The organism is Streptomyces sp. NPDC026417 (assembly GCF_055567695.1).
This window is the reverse complement of the sequence record NZ_JBVHPY010000037.1, coordinates 1-25,204: the sequence shown is the minus strand read 5'-3', so window position 1 is coordinate 25,204 and position 25,204 is coordinate 1. Positions and strand designations below refer to the sequence as shown.

Below are 25,204 nucleotides of genomic sequence, written 5' to 3'. Positions count from 1 at the left end.
GAGACACCGAGCGGCGATGGGAGCGGCCGTCGGATCGGCCGTCGAACGGTCTGCATACACTGGCCGGCCGCACCACAGTTCGGCCGGCCCCAGCAGGAAGCAGAGACGACAGGTGACAGAAGCGATCCTCCTGGTCGGCGGCAGAGGCACCCGGCTGCGTCCGCTCACCGTGCACACCCCCAAGCCGATGGTCCCGGCGGCCGGGGTCCCGTTCCTCACGCACCAGCTGGCGCGGGCGAGGGCGGCGGGCGTGGAGCACATCGTCCTGGCGACCTCGTACCTGGCCGAGGTCTTCGAGCCCCACTTCGGCGACGGCTCGGCGCTCGGTCTCCACCTGGAGTACGTCACCGAGGAGGAGCCCCTCGGCACCGGCGGCGCCATCCGCAACGTGGCCTCGCGCCTGCACTCCGGGCCCGACGAACCGGTCCTCGTCTTCAACGGCGACATCCTCACCGGCCTGGACATCCCGGCCCTGGTCCGCACGCACGAGACCTCCGGCGCGGACGTCTCCCTGCATCTCACCCGCGTCGAGGACCCCCGGGCGTACGGTCTGGTGCCCACCGACGCGACCGGCCGGGTGACCGCCTTCCTGGAGAAGCCGCAGACCCCCGAGGAGATCGTCACCGACCAGATCAACGCGGGCGCGTACGTCTTCCGCCGGTCGGTCATCGACACCATCCCGGCCGGCCGCCCCGTCTCGGTGGAGCGCGAGACCTTCCCGGAACTCCTCGCCACCGGCGCCCATCTGCAGGGCATGGTGGACTCGACCTACTGGCTGGACCTCGGCACCCCGCAGGCCTTCGTCCGCGGCTCCGCGGACCTCGTCCTCGGCCGCGCACCGTCCCCGGCCGTGCCCGGCCGCTGCGGTGACCGGCTGGTCCTGCCCACCGCGTCCGTCGCGCCGGACGCCAAGCTGACCGGCGGCACGGTGGTCGGCGAGGGCGCGTTCATCGGCGAGGGCGCCCGGATCACCGGCAGCACGGTCCTGGACGGCGCCGTCGTGGAGCCGGGAGCCGTCATCACGGACTCCCTGATCGGCGCCCGGTCCCGCATCGGTCAGCGCTCGATCCTGACGGGCACGGTCGTCGGCGACGGCGCGACGATCGGCGCCGACAACGAGCTCCGCGAAGGCGTCCGCGTGTGGTGCGACGCGAGGATCCCGGCGGGCGCGCTCCGCTTCTCGTCTGACCAGTGACCCGGTTACAGCCGGCCGATGTCCCACACGGGCATCTTCGGCACCCGCCGCGGCGGTGTGCGGCCCGCCAGCAGGATCAGCCGGGCCGCACGGTGCCGCTGCCCCGCGTACGGCTCCAGCAGCGAGAGCATGACGGAGTCGTCCGCGTCCCGGTCGCCCGCCAGCGCGTATCCGACGATGCCCGGCAGGTGGAGGTCCCCGACCGTCACCGAGTCCGCCGCCCCGTGGCTGCGCTGCACCACTTCCGCGGACGTCCACGGCCCGATCCCGGACACCAGCTCCAGCCGGGCCTGCGCCCGCACGGGGTCCATCCGGACGGCCTCCTCCAGCCGCCGGGCCACCCGCACCGCACGCAGGATCGTCGACGCCCGCTTGTCGTCGACGCCCGCCCGGTGCCACTCCCAGGAGGGGATCAGCGCCCAGGTCCGCGGCGTCGGCATGATGTGCATCCGCCCGGCCGCGGGGCCCGGGGCGGGCTCCCCGAACTTGCGCACGAGCAGCCGCCACGCCCGGTACGCCTCGTCCGTGGTGACCTTCTGCTCCAGGATCGACGGGATCAGCGACTCCAGCACCAGGCCGGTGCGAGTCAGCCGCAGGCCCGGCCGGCGGTGCCGCGCCATCGCCACCAGCCGGTGGCGCGGGGCGAAGGCGTCCGGATCGTCGGCCGCGCCGAGCAGCTCCGGCAGCTGCTCCAGCAGCCACTCGGCGCCCGGTCCCCAGGCCTCGGCCTCGACCGTCCCGCCGCGCAGGGCGACGCGCAGGGTCCCGGGGCCGGCGGGCGTCCGGCTGGCGCGCCACACCGACCCGTCCGGCGTCGCCCGGAAGGTCGGGTCGGCCGGTCCACGGCGCAGCGGGCCGAGCACCAGACCGAGGTCGAGCGGCCCCTCGGGGGTCCAGGTCCGTCGGCGGCCGGGCTCGGCCGCGGGCCGCGGCACACCGCCGGGCACGACGACATGGCCGCCGCGCACGGTGGTACGCGTCGGTCCGGGTGTGAAGCGTCCGGCCACTGATGAGGTCCTAGGGGTGCTGGAGGTGCCCTACGAGAGTAGGCGGTCCGGCGGCCGGGACGGGACGGTTTCCCCGGGCGCCCCGGCCCGCCCGGGACCGTACCCCGTTCAGCGCACCTCGAGGAACGCGGCGGCGTCCCGTGCGGGCCGGGCCTTCGGCTCCTCGGCCGGGTGCCCCACCGCGACGGCGCCCATCGGGTCCCACCCGCCGGGCAGCTCCAGCACCTCGCGTACGACGTCCCGGCAGAACATGGTCGAGGACACCCACGCCGAGCCCAGCCGCTCACCGGCGAGCGCGACCAGGAAGTTCTGCACGCCGGCGCCCGCGGCGACGACGAACATCTCGCGCTCGGCGCCGTCCCGGCGGGGGTCGCCGTAGGTGTGGGAGCCATCCATGACCAGACACGGCACGACCAGGTAGGGCGCCCGGCGCAGCACGTCCCCGCGCCGCACCCGCTTGGCGATCGACTCCTCCGTCTTGCCGTCCCGCCGCAGATCCTCGATCCACGCGTCCCGCATCGCGTCCAGCAGCCGCGTCCGGGACTCCGCGGACTCCAGCAGCACGAACCGCCAGGGCGTGGTGTGGTGCGGCGCCGGAGCGGTCACCGCCGCGGCCACCGCCCGCCGGACCGCGCCCGGGTCCACCGGTTCGTCGGTGAAGGCCCGCACCGTCCGGCGCTGGGTCACCGCCTCCCGTACGGCCTCCGAGGTGCCGAGCCGGAACATGTCGTCGCGGGCGCCCCGGACCATGGCCCGCGTCCCCTCGCCGTCGTCCTCCGCCACCACGTGCGCCAGCCCGCGCACGACGGCGACAGGCAGCCCGGCGGCCTTGCCCTTGACCAGGTCGCCCGCGGCGGCGAGCTCGTCGGCGGTGGCGACGACGGTCGCGCTCAGCGGATTGCCGTACGCGTCCGTGCCGCCGCGCAGGTCGTCGAGCACCCGCACGCCCGCGGCCCCGATGGCGACGTCGGTGAGACCGGTGCGCCAGGGCCGCCCGAACGTGTCGGTGACGACGACGCCGACCTCGACCCCGAGCGCGTCCCGCAGCCCGTCGCGCAGGGTGCGCGCGGACGCGTCGGCGTCCTCGGGGAGCAGCAGCACGGTCCCGGAGGGCGTGTTCGAGGCGTCGACCCCGGCGGCGGCCATCACGAGCCCCTGCCGGTTCTCGACGATCCGCAGCGGCCCGCGGCGGGCCACGACGCGGACGGTCTCGGCGTCGATCGCCGCCTCGCGGTCGGCCGCCTCCACCACCCGGCCCTCGGCCTTGGAGACGATCTTCGAGGTGACCAGCAGCACGTCGCCGTCGGCGAGCGCCGGCTCGGCCGCGGCGATGAGCTTGGCGAGGTCGTCGCCCTGCTGCACCTCCGGGAGACCGGGCACGGCCCACACCCGGTAACCGCCCGCCGCGGCGGGCGGGGTTCCGCCCGTGGACAACGCCTCGCTCAAGCGCCCCGCACCTCCTCCGCCAGCGTCAGCGCCTCGCGCGCCATCTGCGCCGTGGCGTCGAGGTCGGACATCAGCAGCGGCACGGCCCGGCAGCGGATGCCCGCGGCCTCGACGCGCTCCACGGCGGACGCGTCCACCGTGTCGACCAGCCAGCCGTCCAGGAGCCCTGATCCGTAGTGCTCGGCGACCGCCGCGGCCGTCGACTCGACCCCTACCGCAGCCAGGACCTTGTCGGCCATGCCCCGCACGGGCGCGTCCCCGACGATGGGGGAGAGGCCGACCACCGGGACGCCCGCGTCGGCGATCGCCTCGCGGATGCCGGGCACGGCGAGGATCGTGCCGACGGACACGACGGGGTTGGAGGGCGGGAAGAGCACGACGTCGGCCTCGGCGACGGCTTCGAGCACTCCGGGCGCGGGCTTCGCCTGCTCCGCCCCGACCGGCACCACGGCCAGCGCCTCCACGGAGGCCCGCAGCCGCACCCAGTACTCCTGGAAGTGGATCGCCTTGCGCTCGCCGTCCACCTCGACGGCGACATGCGTCTCCACGCGGTCGTCGGACATGGGGATCAGCCGGACGCCGGGCTGCCAGCGATCGCACAGCGCCTCCGTGACGGCGCTGAGCGAATAGCCCGCACCCATCATCTGGGTCCGCACGATGTGCGTGGCGAAGTCGCGGTCGCCGAGCCCGAACCACTCGGGCCCGACCCCGTACGCGGCGAGCTCCTCCTTGAGGTGGAAGGTCTCGTCGGCACGCCCCCAGCCCTGTTCCTCGTTGATGCCGCCGCCGAGCGTGTACATCACCGTGTCGAGGTCCGGGCAGACCTTCAGCCCGAAGAGGTGGATGTCGTCCCCGGTGTTGCCGATGACCGTGATGTCCGCGTCCGGCACGGCCCGCTTCAGACCGCGCAGGAACCGGGCACCACCGATGCCGCCTGCCAGAACCACAATGCGCATGAGGTTCAGTCTGGCAGGCGGGGCCGACAGCGCGTCAGGCGGTCACGACATCCTCCGCGCCGTGCGCGGCACCTCCGGCGCACTGGACGCCGTGCATCGGCATCTCGGTCAGCCCCGGGTAGTAGATGTGCAGGCTTATGGCCGGCTCCAGCGCCGCGTTGACGACCTCGTGGACGTAGCCCGGGGCGAAGACCCGCTGCGCGCCCGCGCCCAACGCGCGCGTGCCGCGCTCGGTGCGCTCGGTGAGGGCGCCCTCCAGGACCGTGAGTACGCCGGAGGAGCGGCCGTGGTCGTGCAGTCCGCTGCCCTGGCCGGGCACCCAGGACAGGAGCCACACCTCGTAACCGGGGCCCGTCCGCAGCCGGTGGTACCAGCGGGTCGTGGCGTCGTACTGGACGAGGTGCTCCCACTGGGAGCGGTCGCCCGCGATGGCCCGGGCGAGACCGGCGAACTCGGCCACCGTGACCGGGTGCTCGCGCGGCGGCTGGAGCAGGTGCGGGACTTCGAGGATGTCGCCGGCGATCTGGAGGTCGCTGTCGCTGTTCATGGGTGCGGTGGTTCCTCGGCGGGAGAGTGCTGGGGTGTCGCAGACGGTTTCCGTCCGGGTCACGGACGGGAGGGGGCGCCCTGGTGGGGGCGGGCAGTCGCCTCAGTGCGGTGAGGCAGCCGGAGCGCGGTGAGGCTCAACAGCTGGGACAGCAACAGCTACAGCGAGCGCGGGCAGCACCGTGCGACCCGGCGGTGCGGGTCGTGGTGAGTGCCAAGTTCGCGAGCATGCCCACAAGGAGATCGGCTCACACCTCGACTGTCAACTTCGTGTCCGCCATGTGGGAGATGTTTCACCTCATCCGGTCCAACCGGAAGGCGAAAGGTTTGTTCACCCGCTTCCCCGGACACATGGCGCACAACCGGGAGCACAAACCTCGCCGCGAACCCGTGATCCAACTGTGATCATGCTCGCTTCGGTGTGCGTGTCGGAACGAGCTCGAACTCCTGGACGTCATCCCCCTCATAGGGGTGGTGGTCCGGTGCGGGTCCCGCGCTGTGTCAGGGTTTATGCCGATATGAACACTTTCCGCAAAGCCTTGGTTCCGCAGAGTGAATAAGGGGCCCAATAGCAGATCTCGGCTTGACTGGCCCGGATCGGCACACTTGTAATTTCACTCGTGTCGTTCAGCCGAAATCGGTAGCGACAGCATCACGGGGACGCGAAAGACGGACGAGGGGCGCACATGACCGAGCTGGTGGAGCAACTGCTGGTCGACGACGCGGACGAGGAACTCGGCTGGCAGGAGCGCGCCCTGTGCGCGCAGACCGACCCCGAGTCCTTCTTTCCGGAGAAGGGCGGCTCCACCCGCGAGGCCAAGAAGGTCTGCCTCGCCTGCGAGGTCCGCTCCGAATGCCTCGAGTACGCACTCGCCAACGACGAGAGATTCGGGATCTGGGGCGGTCTGTCCGAACGGGAACGCAGGCGGCTGAAGAAGGCCGCCGTCTGAACGAACGGCACCGGGTCCTCCGTACAGAAGCGTCACGACCGGCCCGTCGCACGTGGGTTGTCCACAGGCGGCGGGCCGCCGTGTTGCTCAGCCGTTAGTGTGGGCCCTCGTCCGAGACGTCCCGCTGTCCCCGCCGGACACAGACGTCCACCGCAGTCCACCGAACCGGGGCCCGTACCTCGATGTCCGTGCACAGTCACTCGGCAGGCCAGTACGACGCTGCCACCGCGCCGTTCGACCCGGCCCGCCCGCCCGAGTTCCCGCGTCACGTGGTGACCGCGGTGCTCGTCTCCCACGACGGCGCCCGCTGGCTGCCCGAGGCCCTCGCCGGGCTGCTCGGCCAGGAGCGCCCCGTGCAGAACGCGGTGGCGGCCGACACCGGCAGCGCGGACGACTCCGCCCAGCTCCTCACCGACGCGCTCGGCGCCGACCGGGTCCTGCACCTCGCCCGGCGCACCGGCTTCGGCCAGGCCGTCGAGGAGGCCTCCCGGACCGCCGGTGTGCTCACCCCGGACGACCTGCCCTATCTGAAGCGCCCCAGCGGCTGGGACCCCGTCAGCCGCACCTGGCGCGACGACGCCTACGACCTGCCCGAACTGCCGCACGGCGAACCGCAGCAGTGGCTCTGGCTTCTGCACGACGACAGCGCCCCCGAGCCCGACGCCCTCGCCCAGCTCCTCCAGGTCGTGGAGAACGAGCGGGAGTTCGGCCGGGACGTGGCCGTCGTCGGCCCCAAGCTCCGCGGCTGGTACGACCGCAGGCAGCTCCTGGAGGTCGGCGTCACCATCGCCCACTCCGGCCGCCGCTGGACCGGCCTGGACCGGCGTGAGCAGGACCAGGGGCAGCACGACCACGTCCGTCCGGTCCTCTCCGTCTCCACCGCCGGCATGCTGATCCGGCGTGACGTCTTCGAGGAGCTCGGCGGATTCGACCGCCGCCTCCCCCTGATGCGGGACGACGTCGACCTGTGCTGGCGTGCCCAGGCCGCCGGGCACCGCGTCCTGGTCGCCCCCGAGGCCGTCGTCCGGCACGCGGAGGCCGCCTCCCGCGAGCGCCGCACCGTCGACTGCGTGGGCCGCACCTCCGCGTCCCCGCACAAGGTCGACAAGGCGGGCGCCGCCTACACCCTGCTCGTCAACGCGCGGACGGCACAGCTGCCCTGGATCCTGTTCCGGCTCGTGCTCGGCACCCTGGTGCGCACCGTGGCGTATCTGGTGGGCAAGGTTCCCGGCCAGGCCCTCGACGAGATCCGCGGCCTCCTCGGCACCCTGCTGCGCCCCGAGCGGATCATCGCGGGCCGCCGCAGGCGGGGCGCTCCGCAGATCGACAAGGGCGAGCTGCGGGCGCTGTTCCCGCCGCCCGGCGCCACCGTACGGGCCACCGTCGAGCAGGCCGCCGGCAGCCTCGTCGGCCGCTCCGACCCCGAGGTCACCACCGGGGCCGGACGGCACGGCGGCGCGGTCGAGTCCGGACCCGGCGGCGACGACGCCGACTTCCTGGAGGTCGAACAGTTCGCCCGGCTCAAGCGGGCTGCGCGCAAGCCCGGCCCGATGCTCTTCGTCGTCCTGCTGTTCGTCTCGCTCATCGCCTGCCGCGAACTGTTCGGCGGTGGCGCGCTGGCGGGCGGCGCACTGCTTCCCGCGCCCGCCGACTCCTCCGGACTGTGGTCGCGCTACCTGGACGGCTGGCACACGGTGGGCACCGGGGGCACACAGTCCGCGCCGCCCTATCTCGCCCTGGTCGCCATGCTCGCGAGCGTGCTGCTCGGCTCCACCGGGCTCGCGGTCACCGTGCTCCTCGTCTGCTCCGTGCCGCTGGCCGGATTCGCCGCGTACTTCGCCTCGCGGCCCCTCGTGGAGTCGCGGCTGCTGCGCGCCTGGGCCTCCGTCGCCTACGCCTTCCTGCCCGCCGCCACCGGCGCGCTCGCCGGCGGCCGCATCGGCACCGCCGTCCTCGCGATCCTGCTGCCGCTCATCGCGCGCGCGGGCATCGCGGCGAGCGGCCTCGCCCACCCCTCCGGCGGGCGCGGCAGCTGGCGCGCCACCTGGGCGTACGCACTGCTGCTGACCTTCACGACCGCCTTCACCCCGATCGTGTGGCCGATCGCGCTCGTCCTCGGCCTCGTCCTCCTCGTCGTGCGGCGCGGCGAGATCACCGCCTACGGACCGCGCTTCCTGGCCCAGCTCGGCACCCCTCTCCTCGTCCTCGCCCCCTGGTCGCTGACACTGCTTCCGTTCGGCTTCTTCCGGGAGGCCGGTCTGGAGTACGGCGCCGGCGCCGCCTCCGCGCTCGACCTGCTCGGCGCCGGCCCGGGCGGCCCCGGCACCGTCAGCGGACTGATGCTGATCGGCATCGTCCTCGCCGCGCTGGCCGCCCTGCTGCGCGCCGACCGGCAGCGGGCGGCCCGTGCGGCCTGGGCGGTCGCCCTGGTCGCCCTGGTCTTCGCCGTCCTGTCCAACCGCTCGGCCTGGGCCGGCCCCGCCACCCTCGTGTACGGCATCGCCCTCCTCGGCGCCGCCGTGATCGGCGCCGACGGGGCACGCGCCCGCGTGGCCGAGCAGAGCTTCGGCTGGCGCCAGCCGGTGGCCGCGCTCATCGCGTTCACCGCCGTGGCCGGCCCGCTGCTCGTCGCCGCGGGCTGGATGATCCGCGGCGCCGACGGACCCGTGGAGCGACGCGACCCGGTGCAGGTGCCGGCGTTCGTCGCCGAGGAGAGCGGCACCCGCGACCAGGCCCGCACCCTCGTCCTCGACAGCGACTCCGCCGCACGCGTGGGCTACAGCCTGGTGCGCGGCTCCGGTGCCCGCCTCGGTGACGCCGAACTCGCCGCCGCCGGCGGCGAGAACACGGCGCTCGGCAAGGTCGTCGCCAACCTGGTGGCCGGCTCCGGCGCCGACCAGGCCGACCAGCTCGGCGGCTTCGCCGTGCGCTACGTCCTCGTCCGCAAGGGCGCGCCCCGCGAGGTCAGCCGCGTCCTGGACGCGACGCCCGGCCTGAGCAGGCTCAGCCAGCAGGACGGCAGCGCCCTGTGGCGCGTGGACCGCCAGGTCTCGCGTGCCGCCGTCGTCCCCGCATCCGGCGAGCCGCAGGCCGTCGCCGCCGGTCCCGTCGACGTGCACGCGACCCTCCCCGCCGGTGCGGCCGGCCGCGTCCTGCGCCTCGCGGACACGGCCGACGAGGGCTGGACGGCCACTCTCGACGGCCGGCCGCTCAAGTCCACCACCGTCGACGGCTGGGCGCAGGGCTTCGAGCTGCCCGCCGGCGGCGGCAGGCTGGACGTCACCTTCGAAGCACCGGTGACGCATACCGCGTGGCTGTGGACCCAGGGCGCGCTGGCCGTCGTCCTCGTGGTCCTCGCGCTGCCCGGCCGCCGCCGTGACGTCGACGACGACCTCCCCGAGGAGGAGGTCGCCGTCCCCGCCCAGGAGGTGGCGGGCGAGGGTCGCCGCGCCCGACGGCTGCGCGCCCAGGCGGAGGCCGAGGCGGAGCAGGCCGACCAGGACGGCCCCGTGATCCCGGCTCCCGCCACGGCTCCGCAGGAGGTCCCGGCCGCCGTCCCGCAGCAGCAGTCCTACGACGAGTGGGACGCGTCGACCTACGCGAACGCGGAGTACGGCACATACGGCGGCGAGCACTACCAGGGCGCCCCGCAGCAGTACCCGGCGGGCACGTACGAGCAGCCGTACCAGGCCGACCCCTACCAGGGCGGCCAGTACGACCCGTACGCCTACGGGGGCTCGACGGCGTACGACCAGACGTACCACCAGGGCTACGACGAGGCGTACGACCCCGCGCAGCCGCCGATGCCGCCGCAGCCGCCCCGCGGCACCGACAGTGAGCGCCCCGACGGGAGCCAGCAGTGAACCGCACCACCCTGTCCCTGATCGCGGGCACCACCGCGCTCGCAGCCGTCACCGGTTTCGCCGCGCTCGGCGCGCCCGACGCCTCGGGCGGCGACGCGACATCGGCCGCCCGGCTGCCCGTCGAGCGCACCAGCCTGCTCTGCCCGCAGCCCAGCACCTCCGACCTGGCCGAGACCGCGTACACGTCCTTCACCCCCGTCTCCAAGGGCACCGGCAGCCGCGGCCGGGCCGAACTCCGGTCGGCCGCCGGGGAGTCGGACGGCGACGCCGAGTCCGGCAAGGAGAAGAAGAAGCGGGAGGACAAGCCGGTCCTGTCGCCGAAGGAGCCCGGCAAGCCGGTCACCGGCGAGTCCTCCGGTGCCGACGCACCCGCCCTCGTCGGCAGCGCCGACGGCAGGTTCGCTCCGGGCTGGACCGTCCAGGAGACCACCGAGGTCGCCGCGGGCACCGGACGCGGTCTGCTCGGCGCCAACTGCACGGCCGCGGACACCGAGTTCTGGTTCCCGGGAGCCAGCACGGCCGACGACCGCACCGACTACGTGCACCTGACCAACCCGGACGACTCGGCCGCGGTGGCCGACATCGAGCTGTACGGCAAGGACGGCGCCCTCAAGTCCACGGTGGGGGAGGGCATCACGGTTCAGCCGCACGCCAGCGAACCGATCCTGCTGTCCACGCTCACCGACAAGCCGCAGACCAACCTGACCGTGCACGTGACCGTCCGCAGCGGCCGGGTCGCCGCGGCCGTCCAGGCCCTGGACGACAGGCTCGGCGGCGACTGGCTGCCGGCCGCCACCGACCCGGCCGCCGGTCTCGTCCTGCCGGGCATCCCCAAGGACGCCACGTCGGTGCGTCTGATCGCCTTCACCCCCGGTGACACCGACGCCGACCTGAAGGTGCGGCTCGCCTCGCCGTCCGGCCCGATCACCCCCGCCGGACACGAGACCCTGCACGTCAAGGCCGGGATGACCGCCGCCGTCGACCTCGGGGACGTCACCCGCGGGGAGGCGGGCTCCCTGGTGCTGACGCCCAGTGACGGCTCGGTGCCGGTGGTCGCCGCGCTGCGGGTGGTGCGCGGCAAGGGCGACGAGCAGGAGACGGCGTTCATCCCCGCCACCGCCCCGATCGCCGCGCGCGCGACGGTCGCCGACAACCGCTCCAAGGGCAGCACGCTCGCGCTGACCGCGCCGGGCCGCACCGCCAAGGTCAGGGTGACCGCGTCCGCGGGCAGCGAGGGCGGCTCGGCGGTGACGAAGACGTTCACGATCAAGGGCGGCTCCACGCAGAACGTGGCCGCCCCCGTCCCGAGCGGTCTCAAGGGCACGTACGCGCTGACGGTGGAGCCCCTCTCCGGGGGGTCCGTCTACGCCTCCCGGATGCTGCAGTCCGAGGTCGAGGGGGTGTCGGCCTTCACCGTGCAGACGCTTCCGGACGACCGCGGCACGGTCGCCGTGCCCCGGGCCGAGCAGGATCTGTCGGTACTGCAGCAGCGGTGACCCCGGGGCGGGCGGCGGGGCGGTCAGTCCTCGCCGTACCGGGGGTCCACCGTCTCCGGTGTCAGGCCGAGGATCTCCGCCACCTGTTCCACGACGACCTCGTGGACCAGGGCCGCGCGCTCGTCGCGGCCCTTGGTGCGGATCTCCACCGGCCGGCGGTAGACGACCACGCGCGGGCGGCGGCCGTCGCGGGCCGCGATCGTGCCGCCCAGGGGCACCGCCTCGTCGTTCCAGTTCTCGCCGGGCGCGTCGAGGCGCGGCACCTCCAGGACCAGGAAGTCGATCTCGGCGAGCTGCGGCCAGCGCCTCTCCAGGCGTTCCACCGAGTCCTGCACCAGGTCCGCGAACACCTCGGCGCGGCTCGCGGCGAGCGGCACCTGGGGCGGCGCGACGGGGCCGCGCATGCCCCTGCCGTGGCGGTCGCGGCGGCGGGGCCCGGGGGCGGTGGCGCGGGGCGGTACGGGGTTGTCCATCACTGACGAAGCGTAGTCCCCGCGGAAGCCGCGTGCCGGGCTCCACGCCCGTTCCGAAGACGACGCGGCATGTCGCCGGATGACCATTCCGGCCAAGCTTGGGCTCGATTCCGTATCCCTCCGCGACCGTCGGCCTCATGACAATTGACCTGGTTTGCACCGGGAGGTGACCGGATCCGGATCGCGCCCGTGTCTCCCCGAAGCGTGTACTCCCAGGTCAGTGACGGGTGTTCGGAGATCGAAGTGAGCCGTCTCACAACACGACACGGTGGGGTGACCTGGGGGAGAGTCGTCGCGGCCCGCTCAAGAGTGCGGTACCGTCCAACATCGTGAGCCCTGTACGTCGCTGTTCGCGCACCGCCTGCGGCCGTCCCGCCGTCGCGACGCTGACGTACGTCTACGCCGACTCGACCGCGGTCCTCGGCCCCCTCGCCACCTACGCCGAACCCCACTGCTACGACCTGTGCGCCGAGCACTCGGCACGCCTCACCGCGCCCCGCGGCTGGGAAGTCGTGCGGCTGTCCGACGGTTCGGCCCCCTCCCGCCCCAGCGGCGACGACCTCGAGGCGCTCGCCAACGCGGTACGCGAGGCGGCCCGTCCGCAGCAGCGCACGGCGGAGGCCGGTGGCGGCGCGCGGTCGGCGGACCCGATGGAGGTCGGCCGCCGCGGCCATCTCCGGGTGCTGCGCTCCCCGGACAACTGAGGCCCCACGAGCCGGTCTTCGCGGCTCCCGGGCCGGACCTTCCCGTACGTGTCCCACCGAGCGGCGCACACCCATTGACGTGACGTTGTCGCGGACACGACCATTCCGGAATCCGTGAGGCATCACTTTCCGCATCCCGGAATCCGGGGAGGCGCCCGTGTACGTCCAGGAACTGGAACCCGTCGCCAACTCGCTCGGCCTGTCCGCGCTCGTCGCGGCCCTGCCCCTCGTCGTCGTCCTGGTCCTGCTCGGCGGCGTCCGCATGAAGGCGCACCACGCCGGCGCGATCGGGCTCCTGGCGGCCGCCCTCGTCGCCTGCCTCGCCTACGGCATGCCGGTCGGCCAGGCGCTGTCCGGCGCGGCCCAGGGCGCCCTCTTCGGCCTCTTCCCCATCCTGTGGATCGTGGTCAACGCCCTCTGGGTGTACCGGATGACGGTCCGCACCCGGCACTTCGACATCCTGCGCCGCTCCTTCGGCCGGCTCTCCGACGACCCGCGCATCCAGGCACTCGTCGTCGCGTTCTGCTTCGGTGCCCTCCTGGAGGCGCTCGCCGGTTTCGGCGCACCCGTCGCGATCTGCTCGGTGATGCTCGTCGCGCTCGGTTTCGACCCGGTGCGCGCAGCCGTCGTCGCCCTCGTCGCCAACACCGCGCCGGTCGCCTTCGGCGCCATGGGCACTCCGGTCGTCACGCTCGCCCAAGTCACCGGTCTGCCCCTGGACTCCGTGGCCTCCGTGGTGGGCCGCCAGACGCCGCTGCTGGCCCTTGTCGTGCCCCTCGTACTGGTCTTCCTCGTCGACGGCAGGCGCGGGCTGCGCGAGACCTGGGTGGCCGCCCTCGCCTGCGGATGCGCCTTCGCGGCGGCCCAGTTCGCCGCCTCCAATTTCCTCTCCGCGCAACTCGCCGACATCGGGGCCGCGTTGGCCGGGGCAGCGGCTCTCGTCGCGGTCCCGCAGTCGCGCAGGCCCGCCGCCGAGCCCGTACGCGCCGCCGTCCTGACCGGAACGCGCAGCCAGGACCTGGACGAGGACGACCCGCGCTCCGAAGTGGTCCGCGCCTACGCCCCGTACGCCCTCATCGTGGCGATCTTCTCGATCGCGCAGGTCCCCGCGGTCAAGGAATGGCTCGCCGGGGCCACCCGGGTCTTCGACTGGCCGTTCCTGGACGTCGTCGCCCCGGACGGCGAACCGGTGGGCGGCAACGTCTTCACGCTCCCGCTGGTGTCGACCGGCGGCACCCTCGTCCTGCTCGCCGGGCTGTGCACGGCCGCCGTCCTCGGCGTGCGGGCGCGCGACGCCGCCGGGGAATGGGCGTCCACCGTGCACGAGTTGAGGTTCGCCGTCCTCACCGTGACGTCCGTCCTGGCCCTCGCCTACGTCATGAACCTCTCCGGACAGGCCGCCACCATCGGGCACTTCGTCGCGGCGGCCGGCGCCGGACTGGCGTTCCTCTCCCCGGTCCTGGGCTGGTTCGGGGTCGCCGTGTCCGGCTCCGACACCTCCGCCAACGCCCTCTTCGGCGCCCTCCAGGTGAGCGCGGCAAGGGAGTCCGGACTCTCACCCGAACTGCTCGCCGCCGCCAACAGCTCCGGCGGGGTCCTCGGCAAGATGATCTCGCCGCAGAACCTCACCATCGCCTGCGCGGCGGTCGGGCTCGCGGGGCGCGAGGGGGACCTGCTCCGCAAGGTGCTGCCCTGGAGCCTCGGACTGCTCCTGGTCATGTGCCTGATCGTGGTCGGCCAGAGCTCGGCGGTCCTGGGCTGGATGCTGCCCTGAGCCTCGGGGCGCCGGGCACGCGTCCGGTCGGCCCCTTCGCCGCTGGTGGTCGGTCCGTGCGGGTAGTTTGGGGGCCACTGCTCGAATTCCAGGAAGGTTGGCCGTGGCTGCTGATCTGTCGCAGATCGTGAAGGCGTACGACGTCCGCGGAGTGGTCCCGGACCAGTGGGACGAGACGCTGGCCGAGTTGTTCGGGGCGGCCTTCGTCCGGGTGACCGGTGCGGACGCGATCGTGACCGGCCACGACATGAGGCCCTCGTCGCCCGGCCTCTCCCGTGCCTTCGCGCGCGGTGCCGCCGCGCTCGGCGTCGACGTCACCGAGATCGGCCTGTGCTCGACCGACCAGCTCTACTACGCCTCGGGCGCCCTCGGCCTGCCCGGCGCCATGTTCACGGCGTCGCACAACCCCGCCCAGTACAACGGCATCAAGATGTGCCGGGCGGGCGCGGCCCCCGTCGGCCAGGACACGGGTCTCGGCGAGATCCGTGAACTCGTGCAGACCTGGGCCGACTCCGGCGCCCCGGCCTCCGACGCCACCACGGGGACGATCGGCCGGCGCGACACGCTGCGGGACTACGCGGCGCACCTCCGCGGCCTCGTCGACCTGACCTCCATCCGTCCGCTGAAGGTCGTCGTCGACGCCGGCAACGGCATGGGCGGGCACACCGTGCCCACCGTCTTCGCCGGGCTGCCGCTGGACCTGGTCCCGATGTACTTCGAGCTGGACGGCACGTTCCCGAACCACGAGGCCAACCCCCTCGACCCGAAGAACCTCGTCGACCTGCAGAAGCGCGTCCGCGAGGAGGGCGCCGACCTCGGCATCGCCTTCGACGGCGACGCCGACCGCTGCTTCGTCGTCGACGAGCGGGGCGACCCCGTGTCACCGTCCGCGATCACCGCCCTGGTCGCCGCCCGCGAGCTGGCCAAGCACGACGGCGGCACGGTCATCCACAACCTGATCACCTCGTGGTCGGTGCCGGAGGTCGTCCGGGAGAATGGCGGCAAGCCCGTCCGCACCCGTGTCGGCCACTCCTTCATCAAGGAGCAGATGGCGAAGACCGGCGCGATCTTCGGCGGCGAGCACTCCGCGCACTACTACTTCCGCGACTTCTGGAACGCGGACACGGGCATGCTGGCCGCGCTGCACGTCCTCGCCGCGCTCGGCGGGCAGGACGGTCCGCTCTCCGCCCTCGTCGCCCAGTACGACCGCTACGCCGGGTCCGGCGAGATCAACTCCACGGTCGACGACCAGACGGCCCGGGTCGCCGCGATCAGGACGGCGTACGAGAGCCGCGAGGGCGTCACCCTCGACGAGCTCGACGGCCTGACCGTCACGGCCGAGGACTGGTGGTTCAACGTCCGCCCGTCCAACACGGAGCCGCTCCTGCGCCTGAACGCGGAGGCACGCGACGAGGCGACGATGGCACGGGTGCGGGACGAGGTCCTGCAGATCATCAGAGGCTGATCCGCCGGCCGGCACGGGGCCGGCGGCGTCCTGCGGCGTGCGCGGTTCCCGCCCGGAGTGCCGGGTGCCGGGGCTCCGATGGTCCGGACCTCCGATCATCCGGGGTCCGTTGATTCGGGGGTGTACTGCGGGGCGTGCGGCCTCCCGGCCGGGGGCCGCGCGTCCGTTGGGCCGCGGCTCTCGTCCGAGGCGCCGGTCGTCCGGGACCCGGAGCGGGCCGCGGGCCTCGTACGCCTCACGGCTCCGCCCACCCCGTCCCCCGCCCGGACCCGGTCCCCGCCTCGGCCCGGTGCCCCCTCGTCCGGTACGAGGTCCGCCACGAGCCACGAGCCACGTGCCTCCCGGGCCCGGCACCCCGCCGTCCGCGGCGGTACCCTGACCAGGCCGCATCCACCTGTTCGGAAGGACATCCCATGCCGCTCGAAGCCGGCCTCCTGGAGATCCTCGCCTGCCCGGCCTGCCACGCCCCGCTCACGGAGCAGGAGAGCGAGCTGGTCTGCACCGGACAGGACTGCGGCCTCGCCTACCCCGTCCGGGACGGCATCCCCGTACTCCTCGTCGACGAGGCCCGCCGCCCCGCCTGACGACGACGGCGATCGGAGGCTGCCGCCCATGCTCGACGAATCGCTGCTCGACACACCCGAGGCGCTGACCGAGGCGGACCGCCGGGGCTGGCTCCGCGGTGCCGCCGAGGCGGGCGCCCGGGTCCGCACCGCCGTCCGGCTCGCCGCCGAGGCCGGTGTCACCGAGCTGAAGCCCGACGGCCGCCCGCGCGCCGTCCTGATCGCGGGCCCCGGCACCGGGTCCGCGGGCGTCGCCGACCTGCTCGGCACCCTCGCCGGCGCCGGCTGCCCCGTCACGCGCCTGCACCCCACGGGAGTGGCCCCCGCCGCCGGCGCCCTGCGCTGGGAACTGCCCGGCTGGGCCGGCCCCGTCGACCTCCTCCTGGTCGCCACGCCCGACGGCAGCGAACCGGGCCTCGGACTCCTGATCGAACAGGCCTACCGCCGAGGCAGCACCGTCGTCGCCGTGGCCCCCGCCGAGAGCCCGCTGGCCGAGGCCGTCGCCGGAGTGCACGGCCTGTTCGTACCGATGGCGACCGCCCCGTACGAGAGCGACGAACCCGCCGCCTCCGCCCCCGGCGTGCTGTGGGCGCTGCTCACCCCGCTGCTCGCCATCCTCGACCGGGCCGGGCTGCTCACGGCCCCGCCCGACGCCCTGCAGAAGGTCGCCGACCGCCTCGACCGCGTCGCCGAACGCTGCGGTCCGGCCATCGCGACCTACAGCAATCCCGCCAAGACCCTCGCCGCCGAACTCGCCGAGGCCCTCCCGGTGATCTGGACCGAGGGCACCTCCGCGGGCCCCGCCGGCCGTCGCTTCGCCGCCGCGCTCGCCGAGCTCGCCGGGCGCCCCGTGCTCACCGCCGAACTCCCCGAGGCACTCGCCGCGCACAGTGTCCTGCTGTCCGGCGCGCTGGCCGCCGGCGCCGACCCCGACGACTTCTTCCGCGACCGGGTCGAGGAGCAACAGGCCCTGCACGCACGCGTGGTGCTGCTCCGCGACCGTCCCCTCGGCGGCCTCAGCGCGGCCCCCGCCGCGCGCGAGCTGGCCCTCGGTCACGACACCGCGATCAGCGAGCTCGAACCGGAGGAGGGCCCCGAGCTGGAGACCCTCGCCGAACTGATCGCCATCACGGATTTCGCCGCCGTTTACCTCGCGCTCGTTTCGAGGGCCTGACCTTGAGCGGGCCGGATTCCTCCGGCGAGCGACCGCGCCCGCCCCACCGCCGCACAGACACCCGCGACTGACGGCCGGCGCCGCCGAGCAGCGCACGTACGGAGAAGACACGCGATGGACCGCCTCGACAACACCGTCCGCCCCTACGCCTGGGGTTCGACCACCGCCATCCCGCGGCTGCTCGGCGTGGAGCCGACCGGGGAGCCCCAGGCGGAGATGTGGATGGGCGCCCACCCGGGCGCCCCCTCGGGCACTCCGCGCGGCCCGCTGAACGAGGTCGTCGAGGCGGCCCCCGAGAAGGAACTGGGTGCGGCCGCCGTCGCGAAGTTCGGTCCCCGGCTGCCGTTCCTGCTGAAGCTCCTCGCCGCCGGCGCCCCCCTCTCCCTCCAGGTGCACCCCGACCTCGCGCAGGCGCGGGCGGGCTTCGAGGACGAGGAGACCCGCGGCATCCCGATCGACGCGGGCCACCGCAACTACAAGGACGCCAACCACAAGCCCGAACTGATCTGCGCGCTCACGGAGTTCGACGGCCTGTGCGGGTTCCGGGCCCCCGAGGCGACCGCCGAGCTGCTGGCCGGCCTCGACGTCGACTCCCTCAAGCCGTACGTCGACCTCCTGCACGCGCACCCCGAAGAGGCCGCGCTGCGCGAGGTCCTGACGGCCGTGCTCACCGCCGACCGCGAGGAGATGGCCCACACCGTCGCCGAGACCGCCGCCGCCTGCGACCGCCTGGGCGACGCCTACACCCCTTACGCGGCCATCGCCCACCACTACCCCGGCGACCCCGGTGTCATCGCCGCGATGCTCCTCAACCACGTCCGGCTGCAGCCCGGCGAGGCCCTGTTCCTCGGCGCCGGCGTCCCGCACGCCTACCTCGACGGACTCGGCGTCGAGATCATGGCCAACTCGGACAACGTCCTGCGCTGCGGCCTCACCCCCAAGCACGTCGACGTCCCCGAACTCCTGCGCATCGTCCGCTTCGAGGCGAGCGACCCCGGTGTGCTGCGCCCGGAGGCGGCCCCGGACGGCGAGGAGGTCTACGAGACGCCCATCGACGAGTTCCGCCTCTCGCGGTACGTGCTGCCGCAGAGCACCGCCCCGCACGACCTCACCCGTCCGACCCCGCAGATCCTGCTGTGCACGGCCGGTTCCGTGCGGGCGGGCGCAGTCACCCTCTCCCCGGGCGGGTCCGTCTTCGTACCCGCGGGTGAAAAAGCCGAAGTATCCGGACCCGGCACGGTCTTCCGCGCCACCGTGGTGGCCTGATCGCGTTCGCGCGACGGGCGGACGGGCACTAGTCGCAGCGGGCTGCAACAATGGCCCATCGCAAAGGGCGGGCAAAGGCCCGGTGACTGGCAGAGGGCGAAGGGACACCCCGGACACATGAGCGCGTCAGGCGGCACCAAGGCGATCGTGGCGGCACTCGGCGCCAATCTCGCGATCGCGGCATCGAAGTTCGTGGCGTTCCTCTTCAGCGGTTCGTCCTCGATGCTCGCCGAGTCCGTGCACTCGCTCGCCGACTCCGGCAACCAGGCGCTGCTCCTGGTCGGCGGCAAGAAGGCCCAGCGCGAGGCGACCCCCCAGCACCCGTTCGGCTACGGACGCGAGCGCTACATCTACGCCTTCCTCGTCTCGATCGTCCTCTTCTCGGTCGGCGGCATGTTCGCCCTCTACGAGGGTTACGAGAAGATCAAGCACCCGCACGCGATCGAGCACTGGTACTGGCCGGTGGGCGTCCTGGTGTTCGCGATCATCGCCGAGAGCTTCTCCTTCCGCACGGCCATCAAGGAGTCCAACCCGCTGCGCGGCAAGGACTCGTGGAAGGAGTTCATCCGCCACGCCAAGGCCCCCGAGCTGCCCGTCGTCCTGCTGGAGGACTTCGGCGCCCTGGTCGGGCTGGTCCTGGCACTCGGCGGTGTGGGCATCGCCCTGGCCACCGGCGACGGCGTCTGGGACGGCATCGGCACCCTCTGCATCGGCGTCCTGCTCATCCTGATCGCGCTCGTGCTCGCCGCCGAGACCAAGTCCCTGCTGCTCGGCGAGGCCGCGGGCCTGGACACGGTCAAGAAGATCGAGACGGCCACCGTCGACGGCCACACGGTCACCGGCATCATCCACATGCGCACGCTCCACCTCGGCCCGGAGGAACTGCTGGTCGCCGCCAAGATCGCGGTCCAGCACGACGACACGGCCGCCGAGGTGGCCTCCGCGATCAACGCCGCCGAGGCCCGCATCCGCGAGGCCGTCCCGATCGCCCGCGTCATCTACCTGGAGCCGGACATCTACAGCGAGACCGAGGCCGCCAAGGGCGCCGACCGCGAGGCGACGCCCGGGGGCCCGCCGCAGGTCACCGAGCACTGAGCCCACCACCCGACGAACGCCCGCCGGGCATCACCGCCCGGCGGGAGCCTGCCGGGCAGCACTACGCCGCTCCCGGTGCGCACACTGCCGACGGGGCCCGCCCGAACCCCGGGCGGGCCCCGTCCGCGTCCCTACGACGGGCCGGTGAACGGGACGCCGGCCGACCCACCGGGTCCGCCGCGGGCAGCGGCCGGCACCGATGTGCCCGGGAGGCGGACTGGGGCCGCCGGGCCCACCGGTGTAGCTTGGTGACTGAGCCAGACGTCGCTGCTGATGGCGGTCGGGCGGCCCCTGCGAGGGCCGGCCGAGGGAGAGAGGGCCTCCGACGGACTGCGCTGCGCGGACCGAGGCATGCCCGTGACCCACTCGGGCAGGCGTGTGCCCGACGCCGCGCAGACCAGCCGTACCCACCTCGCCCCAATCCCGAGGAGCAGCTCCTTATGACCACTGTCGACAGCCGACAGGACTTCAAGGTCGCCGATCTCTCCCTGGCCGCGTTCGGCCGCAAGGAGATCACCCTCGCCGAGCACGAGATGCCCGGCCTGATGTCGATCCGCAAGGAATACGCGCAGGCGCAGCCCCTGGCGGGCGCCCGCGTCACCGGCTCCCTGCACATGACGGTGCAGACCGCCGTCCTCATCGAGACCCTCGTCGCCCTGGGCGCCGAGGTCCGCTGGGCCTCCTGCAACATCTTCTCCACCCAGGACCACGCGGCCGCCGCCATCGCGGTCGGCCCGAACGGCACGCCCGACAACCCGCAGGGTGTCCCGGTCTTCGCCTGGAAGGGCGAGACCCTGGAGGAGTACTGGTGGTGCACGGAGCAGGCGCTGACCTGGCCGAACACCCCCACCGGCGGCCCGAACATGATCCTGGACGACGGTGGCGACGCCACCCTCCTGGTCCACAAGGGCGTCGAGTACGAGAAGGCCGGCAAGGTCCCCTCGGTCGAGACCGCCGAGTCCGAGGAGCACCGCGCCGTCCTCGAACTGCTGCACCGCACCATCACCGACGGCTCGCAGAAGTGGACCCAGCTCGCCTCGGAGATCCGCGGCGTGACCGAGGAGACCACGACCGGCGTCCACCGCCTGTACGAGATGCACCGCGACGGCACCCTGCTGTTCCCGGCGATCAACGTGAACGATGCCGTGACCAAGTCGAAGTTCGACAACAAGTACGGCTGCCGCCACTCCCTGATCGACGGCATCAACCGCGCCACCGACGTCCTCATCGGCGGCAAGACCGCCGTCGTCTGCGGCTACGGCGACGTGGGCAAGGGCTGCGCGGAGTCCCTGCGCGGCCAGGGCGCCCGCGTGATCATCACCGAGATCGACCCGATCTGCGCGCTGCAGGCGGCGATGGACGGCTACCAGGTCGCGACCCTGGACGACGTCGTCGAGCAGGCCGACATCTTCGTGACGACCACGGGCAACAAGGACATCATCATGGCCGCGGACATGGCCAAGATGAAGCACCAGGCGATCGTGGGCAACATCGGCCACTTCGACAACGAGATCGACATGGCCGGTCTCGCCAAGATCCCCGGCATCGTCAAGGACGAGGTCAAGCCGCAGGTCCACACCTGGACCTTCCCCGACGGCAAGGTGATCATCGTCCTCTCCGAGGGCCGCCTGCTGAACCTGGGCAACGCGACCGGCCACCCGTCGTTCGTGATGTCCAACTCCTTCGCGGACCAGACGCTGGCCCAGATCGAGCTGTTCACCAAGCCCGACGAGTACCCGACCGACGTCTACGTGCTGCCCAAGCACCTCGACGAGAAGGTCGCCCGTCTCCACCTCGACGCGCTCGGCGTGAAGCTCACCAAGCTCCGCCCCGAGCAGGCCGCGTACATCGGTGTCGAGGTCGACGGCCCGTTCAAGTCGGACCACTACCGCTACTGAGCACCCCTCGGCAGTCGAGCGCGTCCGTGCACTGACGCGCCGACCCGCAGCAGGTCCCAGGCAGGCCCCCGCACCCCGGTGCCGGGGGCCTGCCCGTTGCCGGACCGTTCCCGGAGGATCCAGGACCCCCATGCCCCGCGGCCGCTATTCGCTCCACGATCCGCACGATCACACCCCCCTCGCCGAAGAACACTTCCACTGCGCGCCCGGCCCCTCGGGCTGGCGCTACGTCTCCCAGCTCACCACCCCCTCCGGCGACCACGCCGGCTCCGTCGACCTCGCCCTCGACGAGCTCGGCCGCCCCATCCGCCTCGAACTGCACGCCGCGAGCTGGCAGGTCCGCGGTGCGGCGCTCGACGGCGTCACCTGGGTCCGCACCGACCCCACCGGAACCGAGGCCACCGAAGGCAATGTCCGCGCCCACGCCTTCACCGGCACCTCCCCGGCGTTCCTCGTCGCCACCGCCCGGCTGCTGCGCCTCACCCCCGATTTCTCCGCGACCCGCGTACGCCTCGTCGCCTTCACCGACCCGGTGCTCGCCCCGCGCACCCTCGACCAGTCCTGGGCCTTGATCTCGAGAGAAACACACGGCACCGACAACGGCCCGCTGACCGTGGACACCTACCAGGTCACAGCCCTGGACACCGGCGAACAGAGCACCGTTCACCTCGCGGGCGACGTGGTCCTGGCCGCACCCGGCATCGAGCTGGAGCACCTGGAGACACCGCCGTCGACCTTCGCCTGACGCGGCGAGGAACGACGGCGGTACGGAAACGACGGCGGTACGGAGAGGGAGCGCGGCGACGCTCAGGCGGGCGGAGCGAACCCGGTCGCGGGCTGCTCGGCCTCCTGGCCCGGGCGGCCGGGGGGCGCATCCGACACGGACCGCCCGGACGGCTCCGCGACGGGGACGGCCGGCCCCCACGCCTGTGCCGGGGGCGCGGGCCGGCCCGACGGCCCTGCGGCAGGTGCGACGGGCTGCCCCGACCGGTCGGCCGCGGGTACGGACTGCCACGGCTGCCCGGTGGGCACGGCCGCCGGCGGCGTCGCCGGGGTACCGCCCGCGCCCGGCATCGCCATGGCGCCGACCGCCGGCGGGAACGGCCCGCTGCCCCACCCCGGCCCCCCGGGCATGCCACCGCGCGCACCACCCGTGCGGCGGACCTCCCGCGCCTGCCGCTCCTGAACCACCGCCGCCAGATAGGCGGCAGGCCACACCCCGTGCGGGGGAGGCGTGCCCGTGCACTGCGCCAGATCTCCGGCGAGCCGCTGCGCCATGGCCCCGCCGACCTGCGGGTCCAGCTGCTGCATCCGCGTCAGGTACTGGCGGATCGCGAGCCACAAGCCGTCGGGCACGGCGGAGAGGTCCAGCTCCGAGAACCGCCCCACCAGCCAGGGCGGCGGCGGCGGAACGAAGGCCGCCCGCCCGGTCGGCACCCGCTCCCGCACGACCAGCGTGCCCGCGAACACGTCACCGAGCCGCCGCCCCCGCTCCGACACGAGCGAGGCGATGCACGCCACGATCCCGAACGTCATCAGGATCTCGACGATGCCCACCGCACCCCGTACCAGCGCATGCCTGAACCGGATCGGCCCTCCGTCGTCCCGCACCACCCGCAGCCCGCACGCGAGCTTGCCGAGCGAGCGCCCGTGACTGAGCGTCTCCACCGCGATCGGCCCGCCCACCAGCACCAGCAGGAACGAGGCGATCGACACGGCGATCCGCGCCGCCTCGTCCAGGCCCGCGGTGGATATCGCCAGGACGATGGTCACCAGGATGTAGACGACCATGGCCACGACCAGATCGAGCAACACCGCCAGCGCCCGGCTCGGCAGCTTTGCGGGACGCAGCTCCAGCGCCACCGCCTCGCCCGTCACTAGCTCACTCACGATCGCCGTCCTTCCCCTGACCTGCCCCGAGAACCGCCAGTCTGCCAAGCTGAGGGCGCATCGTGCCGCAGTACGACAAGCTCACACGCAGTACGAGAGGACGAGGAGCAGCAGAACCGATGGACCTCGACGTCTTCGTGTCCACCCACCGTGCCGAGTGGGACCGCCTCGAAGCCCTGCTGAGCCGTCAGCGCCGACTCAACGGCGCCGAGGCCGACGAGCTCGTCGCCCTCTACCAACGCACCGCCACCCACCTCTCCCTGATCCAGTCCAGCGCCCCCGACCCCCAGCTGACCGGACGCCTGAGCAGGCTCGTGGCCCGCGCGCGCAGTGCGGTGACGGGAACCCGCCGTGCCTCGTGGCGCGACGTGACGCGCTTCCTCACGTACGGGTTCCCCGCCGCGGTCTACCGCTCGCGCCACTGGTGGGTCCCCACGGCCCTGCTCTCCACGCTGGTCGCGGCCCTCCTCGGCTGGTGGATCGGTACGCACCCCGAGGTGCAGGCCTCGATCGCGGCCCCCGAAGAACTGCGCCGGCTCACTCGCCCCGGTGGAGAGTACGAGACGTACTACTCCAGCCATCCGGCGGCGTCCTTCGCCGCCCAGGTCTGGACGAACAACGCCCAGGCGGCCGCGATGTGCCTGGTCCTGGGCGTCTTCCTCGGGCTCCCCGTCATCTGGATCCTCTTCCAGAACATGCTCAACCTCGGCGTGGGCATCGGGCTGATGTCGTCGGCCGGACGCTTCGACACCTTCCTCGGACTGATCCTTCCGCACGGCCTGCTGGAGCTGACCGCCGTCTTCGTCGCCGCCGGCACGGGGCTGCGCCTCGGCTGGACCCTGATCGACCCGGGCCCCCGGTCCCGCCGGATCGCCCTCGCCGAGGAGGGAAGGGCCGCCCTGGGCATGGCCATAGGGCTGGCCCTCGTCCTCTTCGTCTCCGGCGCCATCGAAGGCTTCGTCACGCCCTCGGGTCTGCCCACCTGGGCCCGAATAGGCATCGGCATCGTCGCTGAACTGGCATTCCTCGCGTACGTCTATGTCCTGGGTGGTCGGGCGGCCCGTTCCGGTGAGACGGGTGACGTCGAGGCCGCCGAGCGCAGCGCCACCGTGCCGACCGCGGCCTGATGTGCGTTCACCCCCGCTGAGCTGCTAGTCTCCTCTTCGCCCCAGGGGACCTGTTGACACAGGGCTGATGGGGAGGTAGATTCGAACAGTTGCCTAGAACTGGACAAGTCCAGTGGCGACGGCTAGTTTCTAGCTGCTTCCGGAGACAATCGATTTCCGGGAAGCCACTCCCGATGATTCAGAAAAGGTCGCCGGTAAGTCCGGCCCAAAACTTCTGATAAAGTCGGAACCGCCGGAAAGGGAAACGCGAGAGCGGGAACCTGGAAAGCACCGAGGAAATCGGAACCGGAAACGGTCTGATAGAGTCGGAAACGCA

General features: G+C 73.1%; 20 protein-coding genes. 14 read left to right on the top strand and 6 right to left on the bottom strand.

All coding sequences use genetic code 11. The annotated features are described in order from the left end of the window. The first annotated feature begins 112 nt into the window (after positions 1-112). Complete coding sequence (manB, locus tag ACZ4NT_RS35810; RefSeq protein WP_467729401.1) at positions 113-1,195, top strand: mannose-1-phosphate guanylyltransferase; 1,083 nt, start codon at positions 113-115, stop codon at positions 1,193-1,195. 5 nt (positions 1,196-1,200) lie between these two features. Here the strand turns inward: manB and ACZ4NT_RS35805 are convergent, their stop codons facing one another. From ACZ4NT_RS35805 to ACZ4NT_RS35790, 4 genes are all read right to left on the bottom strand, one after another. Beyond that, complete coding sequence (locus ACZ4NT_RS35805; RefSeq protein WP_467729399.1) at positions 1,201-2,202, bottom strand: DNA-3-methyladenine glycosylase family protein; 1,002 nt, start codon at positions 2,200-2,202, stop codon at positions 1,201-1,203. A 108-nt stretch (positions 2,203-2,310) separates the two neighbouring features. Beyond that, entirely contained in the window at positions 2,311-3,636 is a 1,326-nt protein-coding gene (locus tag ACZ4NT_RS35800) for a coenzyme F420-0:L-glutamate ligase (RefSeq protein ID WP_467729420.1), read from the bottom strand. An 8-nt stretch (positions 3,637-3,644) separates the two neighbouring features. Continuing rightward, on the bottom strand, positions 3,645-4,604 hold the full coding sequence (gene cofD, locus ACZ4NT_RS35795; protein WP_121402551.1) for a 2-phospho-L-lactate transferase: 960 nt from the start codon (positions 4,602-4,604) through the stop codon (positions 3,645-3,647). A 34-nt stretch (positions 4,605-4,638) separates the two neighbouring features. Next, complete coding sequence (locus ACZ4NT_RS35790; protein ID WP_121402552.1) at positions 4,639-5,151, bottom strand: cysteine dioxygenase; 513 nt, start codon at positions 5,149-5,151, stop codon at positions 4,639-4,641. Positions 5,152-5,836: 685 nt separating this feature from the next. Between ACZ4NT_RS35790 and ACZ4NT_RS35785 the strand changes: the two genes are divergently transcribed. The 3 genes from ACZ4NT_RS35785 to ACZ4NT_RS35775 all read left to right on the top strand — a co-directional run bounded on the left by ACZ4NT_RS35785 (position 5,837) and on the right by ACZ4NT_RS35775 (position 11,459). After that, on the top strand, positions 5,837-6,100 hold the full coding sequence (locus ACZ4NT_RS35785) for a WhiB family transcriptional regulator (RefSeq protein ID WP_030377564.1): 264 nt from the start codon (positions 5,837-5,839) through the stop codon (positions 6,098-6,100). 182 nt (positions 6,101-6,282) lie between these two features. Next, positions 6,283-9,963, top strand: coding sequence for a glycosyltransferase family 2 protein (locus tag ACZ4NT_RS35780; protein ID WP_467729395.1), 3,681 nt, complete (start codon positions 6,283-6,285; stop codon positions 9,961-9,963). Beyond that, on the top strand, positions 9,960-11,459 hold the full coding sequence (locus ACZ4NT_RS35775; protein ID WP_121402555.1) for a DUF5719 family protein: 1,500 nt from the start codon (positions 9,960-9,962) through the stop codon (positions 11,457-11,459). The genes ACZ4NT_RS35780 and ACZ4NT_RS35775 overlap by 4 nt, the downstream gene beginning before the upstream one ends. 23 nt (positions 11,460-11,482) lie before the next feature. Here the strand turns inward: ACZ4NT_RS35775 and ACZ4NT_RS35770 are convergent, their stop codons facing one another. Then, positions 11,483-11,932, bottom strand: a complete 450-nt coding sequence (locus tag ACZ4NT_RS35770; protein ID WP_121402556.1) for a metallopeptidase family protein — start codon at positions 11,930-11,932, stop codon at positions 11,483-11,485. A 329-nt stretch (positions 11,933-12,261) separates the two neighbouring features. Here ACZ4NT_RS35770 and ACZ4NT_RS35765 point away from each other — a divergent pair, with 329 nt between their 5' ends. From ACZ4NT_RS35765 to ACZ4NT_RS35725, 9 genes are all read left to right on the top strand, one after another. Beyond that, positions 12,262-12,636, top strand: a complete 375-nt coding sequence (locus ACZ4NT_RS35765; protein WP_183116827.1) for a DUF3499 domain-containing protein — start codon at positions 12,262-12,264, stop codon at positions 12,634-12,636. 157 nt (positions 12,637-12,793) lie between these two features. After that, the gene (locus tag ACZ4NT_RS35760; RefSeq protein ID WP_467729392.1) at positions 12,794-14,410 is read left to right on the top strand and encodes an L-lactate permease; all 1,617 of its coding nucleotides are present in this window, start codon (positions 12,794-12,796) and stop codon (positions 14,408-14,410) included. Between the two features lie 103 nt (positions 14,411-14,513). Continuing rightward, on the top strand, positions 14,514-15,875 hold the full coding sequence (locus ACZ4NT_RS35755; protein ID WP_121402558.1) for a phosphomannomutase/phosphoglucomutase: 1,362 nt from the start codon (positions 14,514-14,516) through the stop codon (positions 15,873-15,875). Between the two features lie 413 nt (positions 15,876-16,288). Further along, positions 16,289-16,459, top strand: a complete 171-nt coding sequence (locus ACZ4NT_RS35750; protein WP_121402559.1) for a Trm112 family protein — start codon at positions 16,289-16,291, stop codon at positions 16,457-16,459. Positions 16,460-16,487: 28 nt separating this feature from the next. Then, positions 16,488-17,612 carry an SIS domain-containing protein gene (locus ACZ4NT_RS35745; RefSeq protein WP_121402560.1) on the top strand — a complete coding sequence of 375 codons (1,125 nt, stop codon included), beginning with the start codon at positions 16,488-16,490 and terminating at the stop codon, positions 17,610-17,612. 114 nt (positions 17,613-17,726) lie between these two features. Continuing rightward, complete coding sequence (gene manA, locus ACZ4NT_RS35740) at positions 17,727-18,878, top strand: mannose-6-phosphate isomerase, class I (protein ID WP_121402561.1); 1,152 nt, start codon at positions 17,727-17,729, stop codon at positions 18,876-18,878. Positions 18,879-18,995: 117 nt separating this feature from the next. Further along, complete coding sequence (locus tag ACZ4NT_RS35735; RefSeq protein WP_121402562.1) at positions 18,996-19,973, top strand: cation diffusion facilitator family transporter; 978 nt, start codon at positions 18,996-18,998, stop codon at positions 19,971-19,973. Between the two features lie 440 nt (positions 19,974-20,413). After that, a complete protein-coding gene (ahcY, locus tag ACZ4NT_RS35730) occupies positions 20,414-21,871 on the top strand; it encodes an adenosylhomocysteinase (RefSeq protein ID WP_121402563.1) in 1,458 nt (485 codons plus the stop codon). A 130-nt stretch (positions 21,872-22,001) separates the two neighbouring features. Then, positions 22,002-22,616 carry a hypothetical protein gene (locus ACZ4NT_RS35725; RefSeq protein ID WP_467729388.1) on the top strand — a complete coding sequence of 205 codons (615 nt, stop codon included), beginning with the start codon at positions 22,002-22,004 and terminating at the stop codon, positions 22,614-22,616. Between the two features lie 62 nt (positions 22,617-22,678). Here ACZ4NT_RS35725 and ACZ4NT_RS35720 read toward each other — a convergent pair whose 3' ends face one another. Further along, the gene (locus ACZ4NT_RS35720) at positions 22,679-23,761 is read right to left on the bottom strand and encodes an RDD family protein (RefSeq protein ID WP_467729387.1); all 1,083 of its coding nucleotides are present in this window, start codon (positions 23,759-23,761) and stop codon (positions 22,679-22,681) included. Between the two features lie 119 nt (positions 23,762-23,880). Between ACZ4NT_RS35720 and ACZ4NT_RS35715 the strand changes: the two genes are divergently transcribed. After that, complete coding sequence (locus ACZ4NT_RS35715; RefSeq protein WP_121402566.1) at positions 23,881-24,888, top strand: stage II sporulation protein M; 1,008 nt, start codon at positions 23,881-23,883, stop codon at positions 24,886-24,888. Positions 24,889-25,204 lie beyond the last annotated feature (316 nt).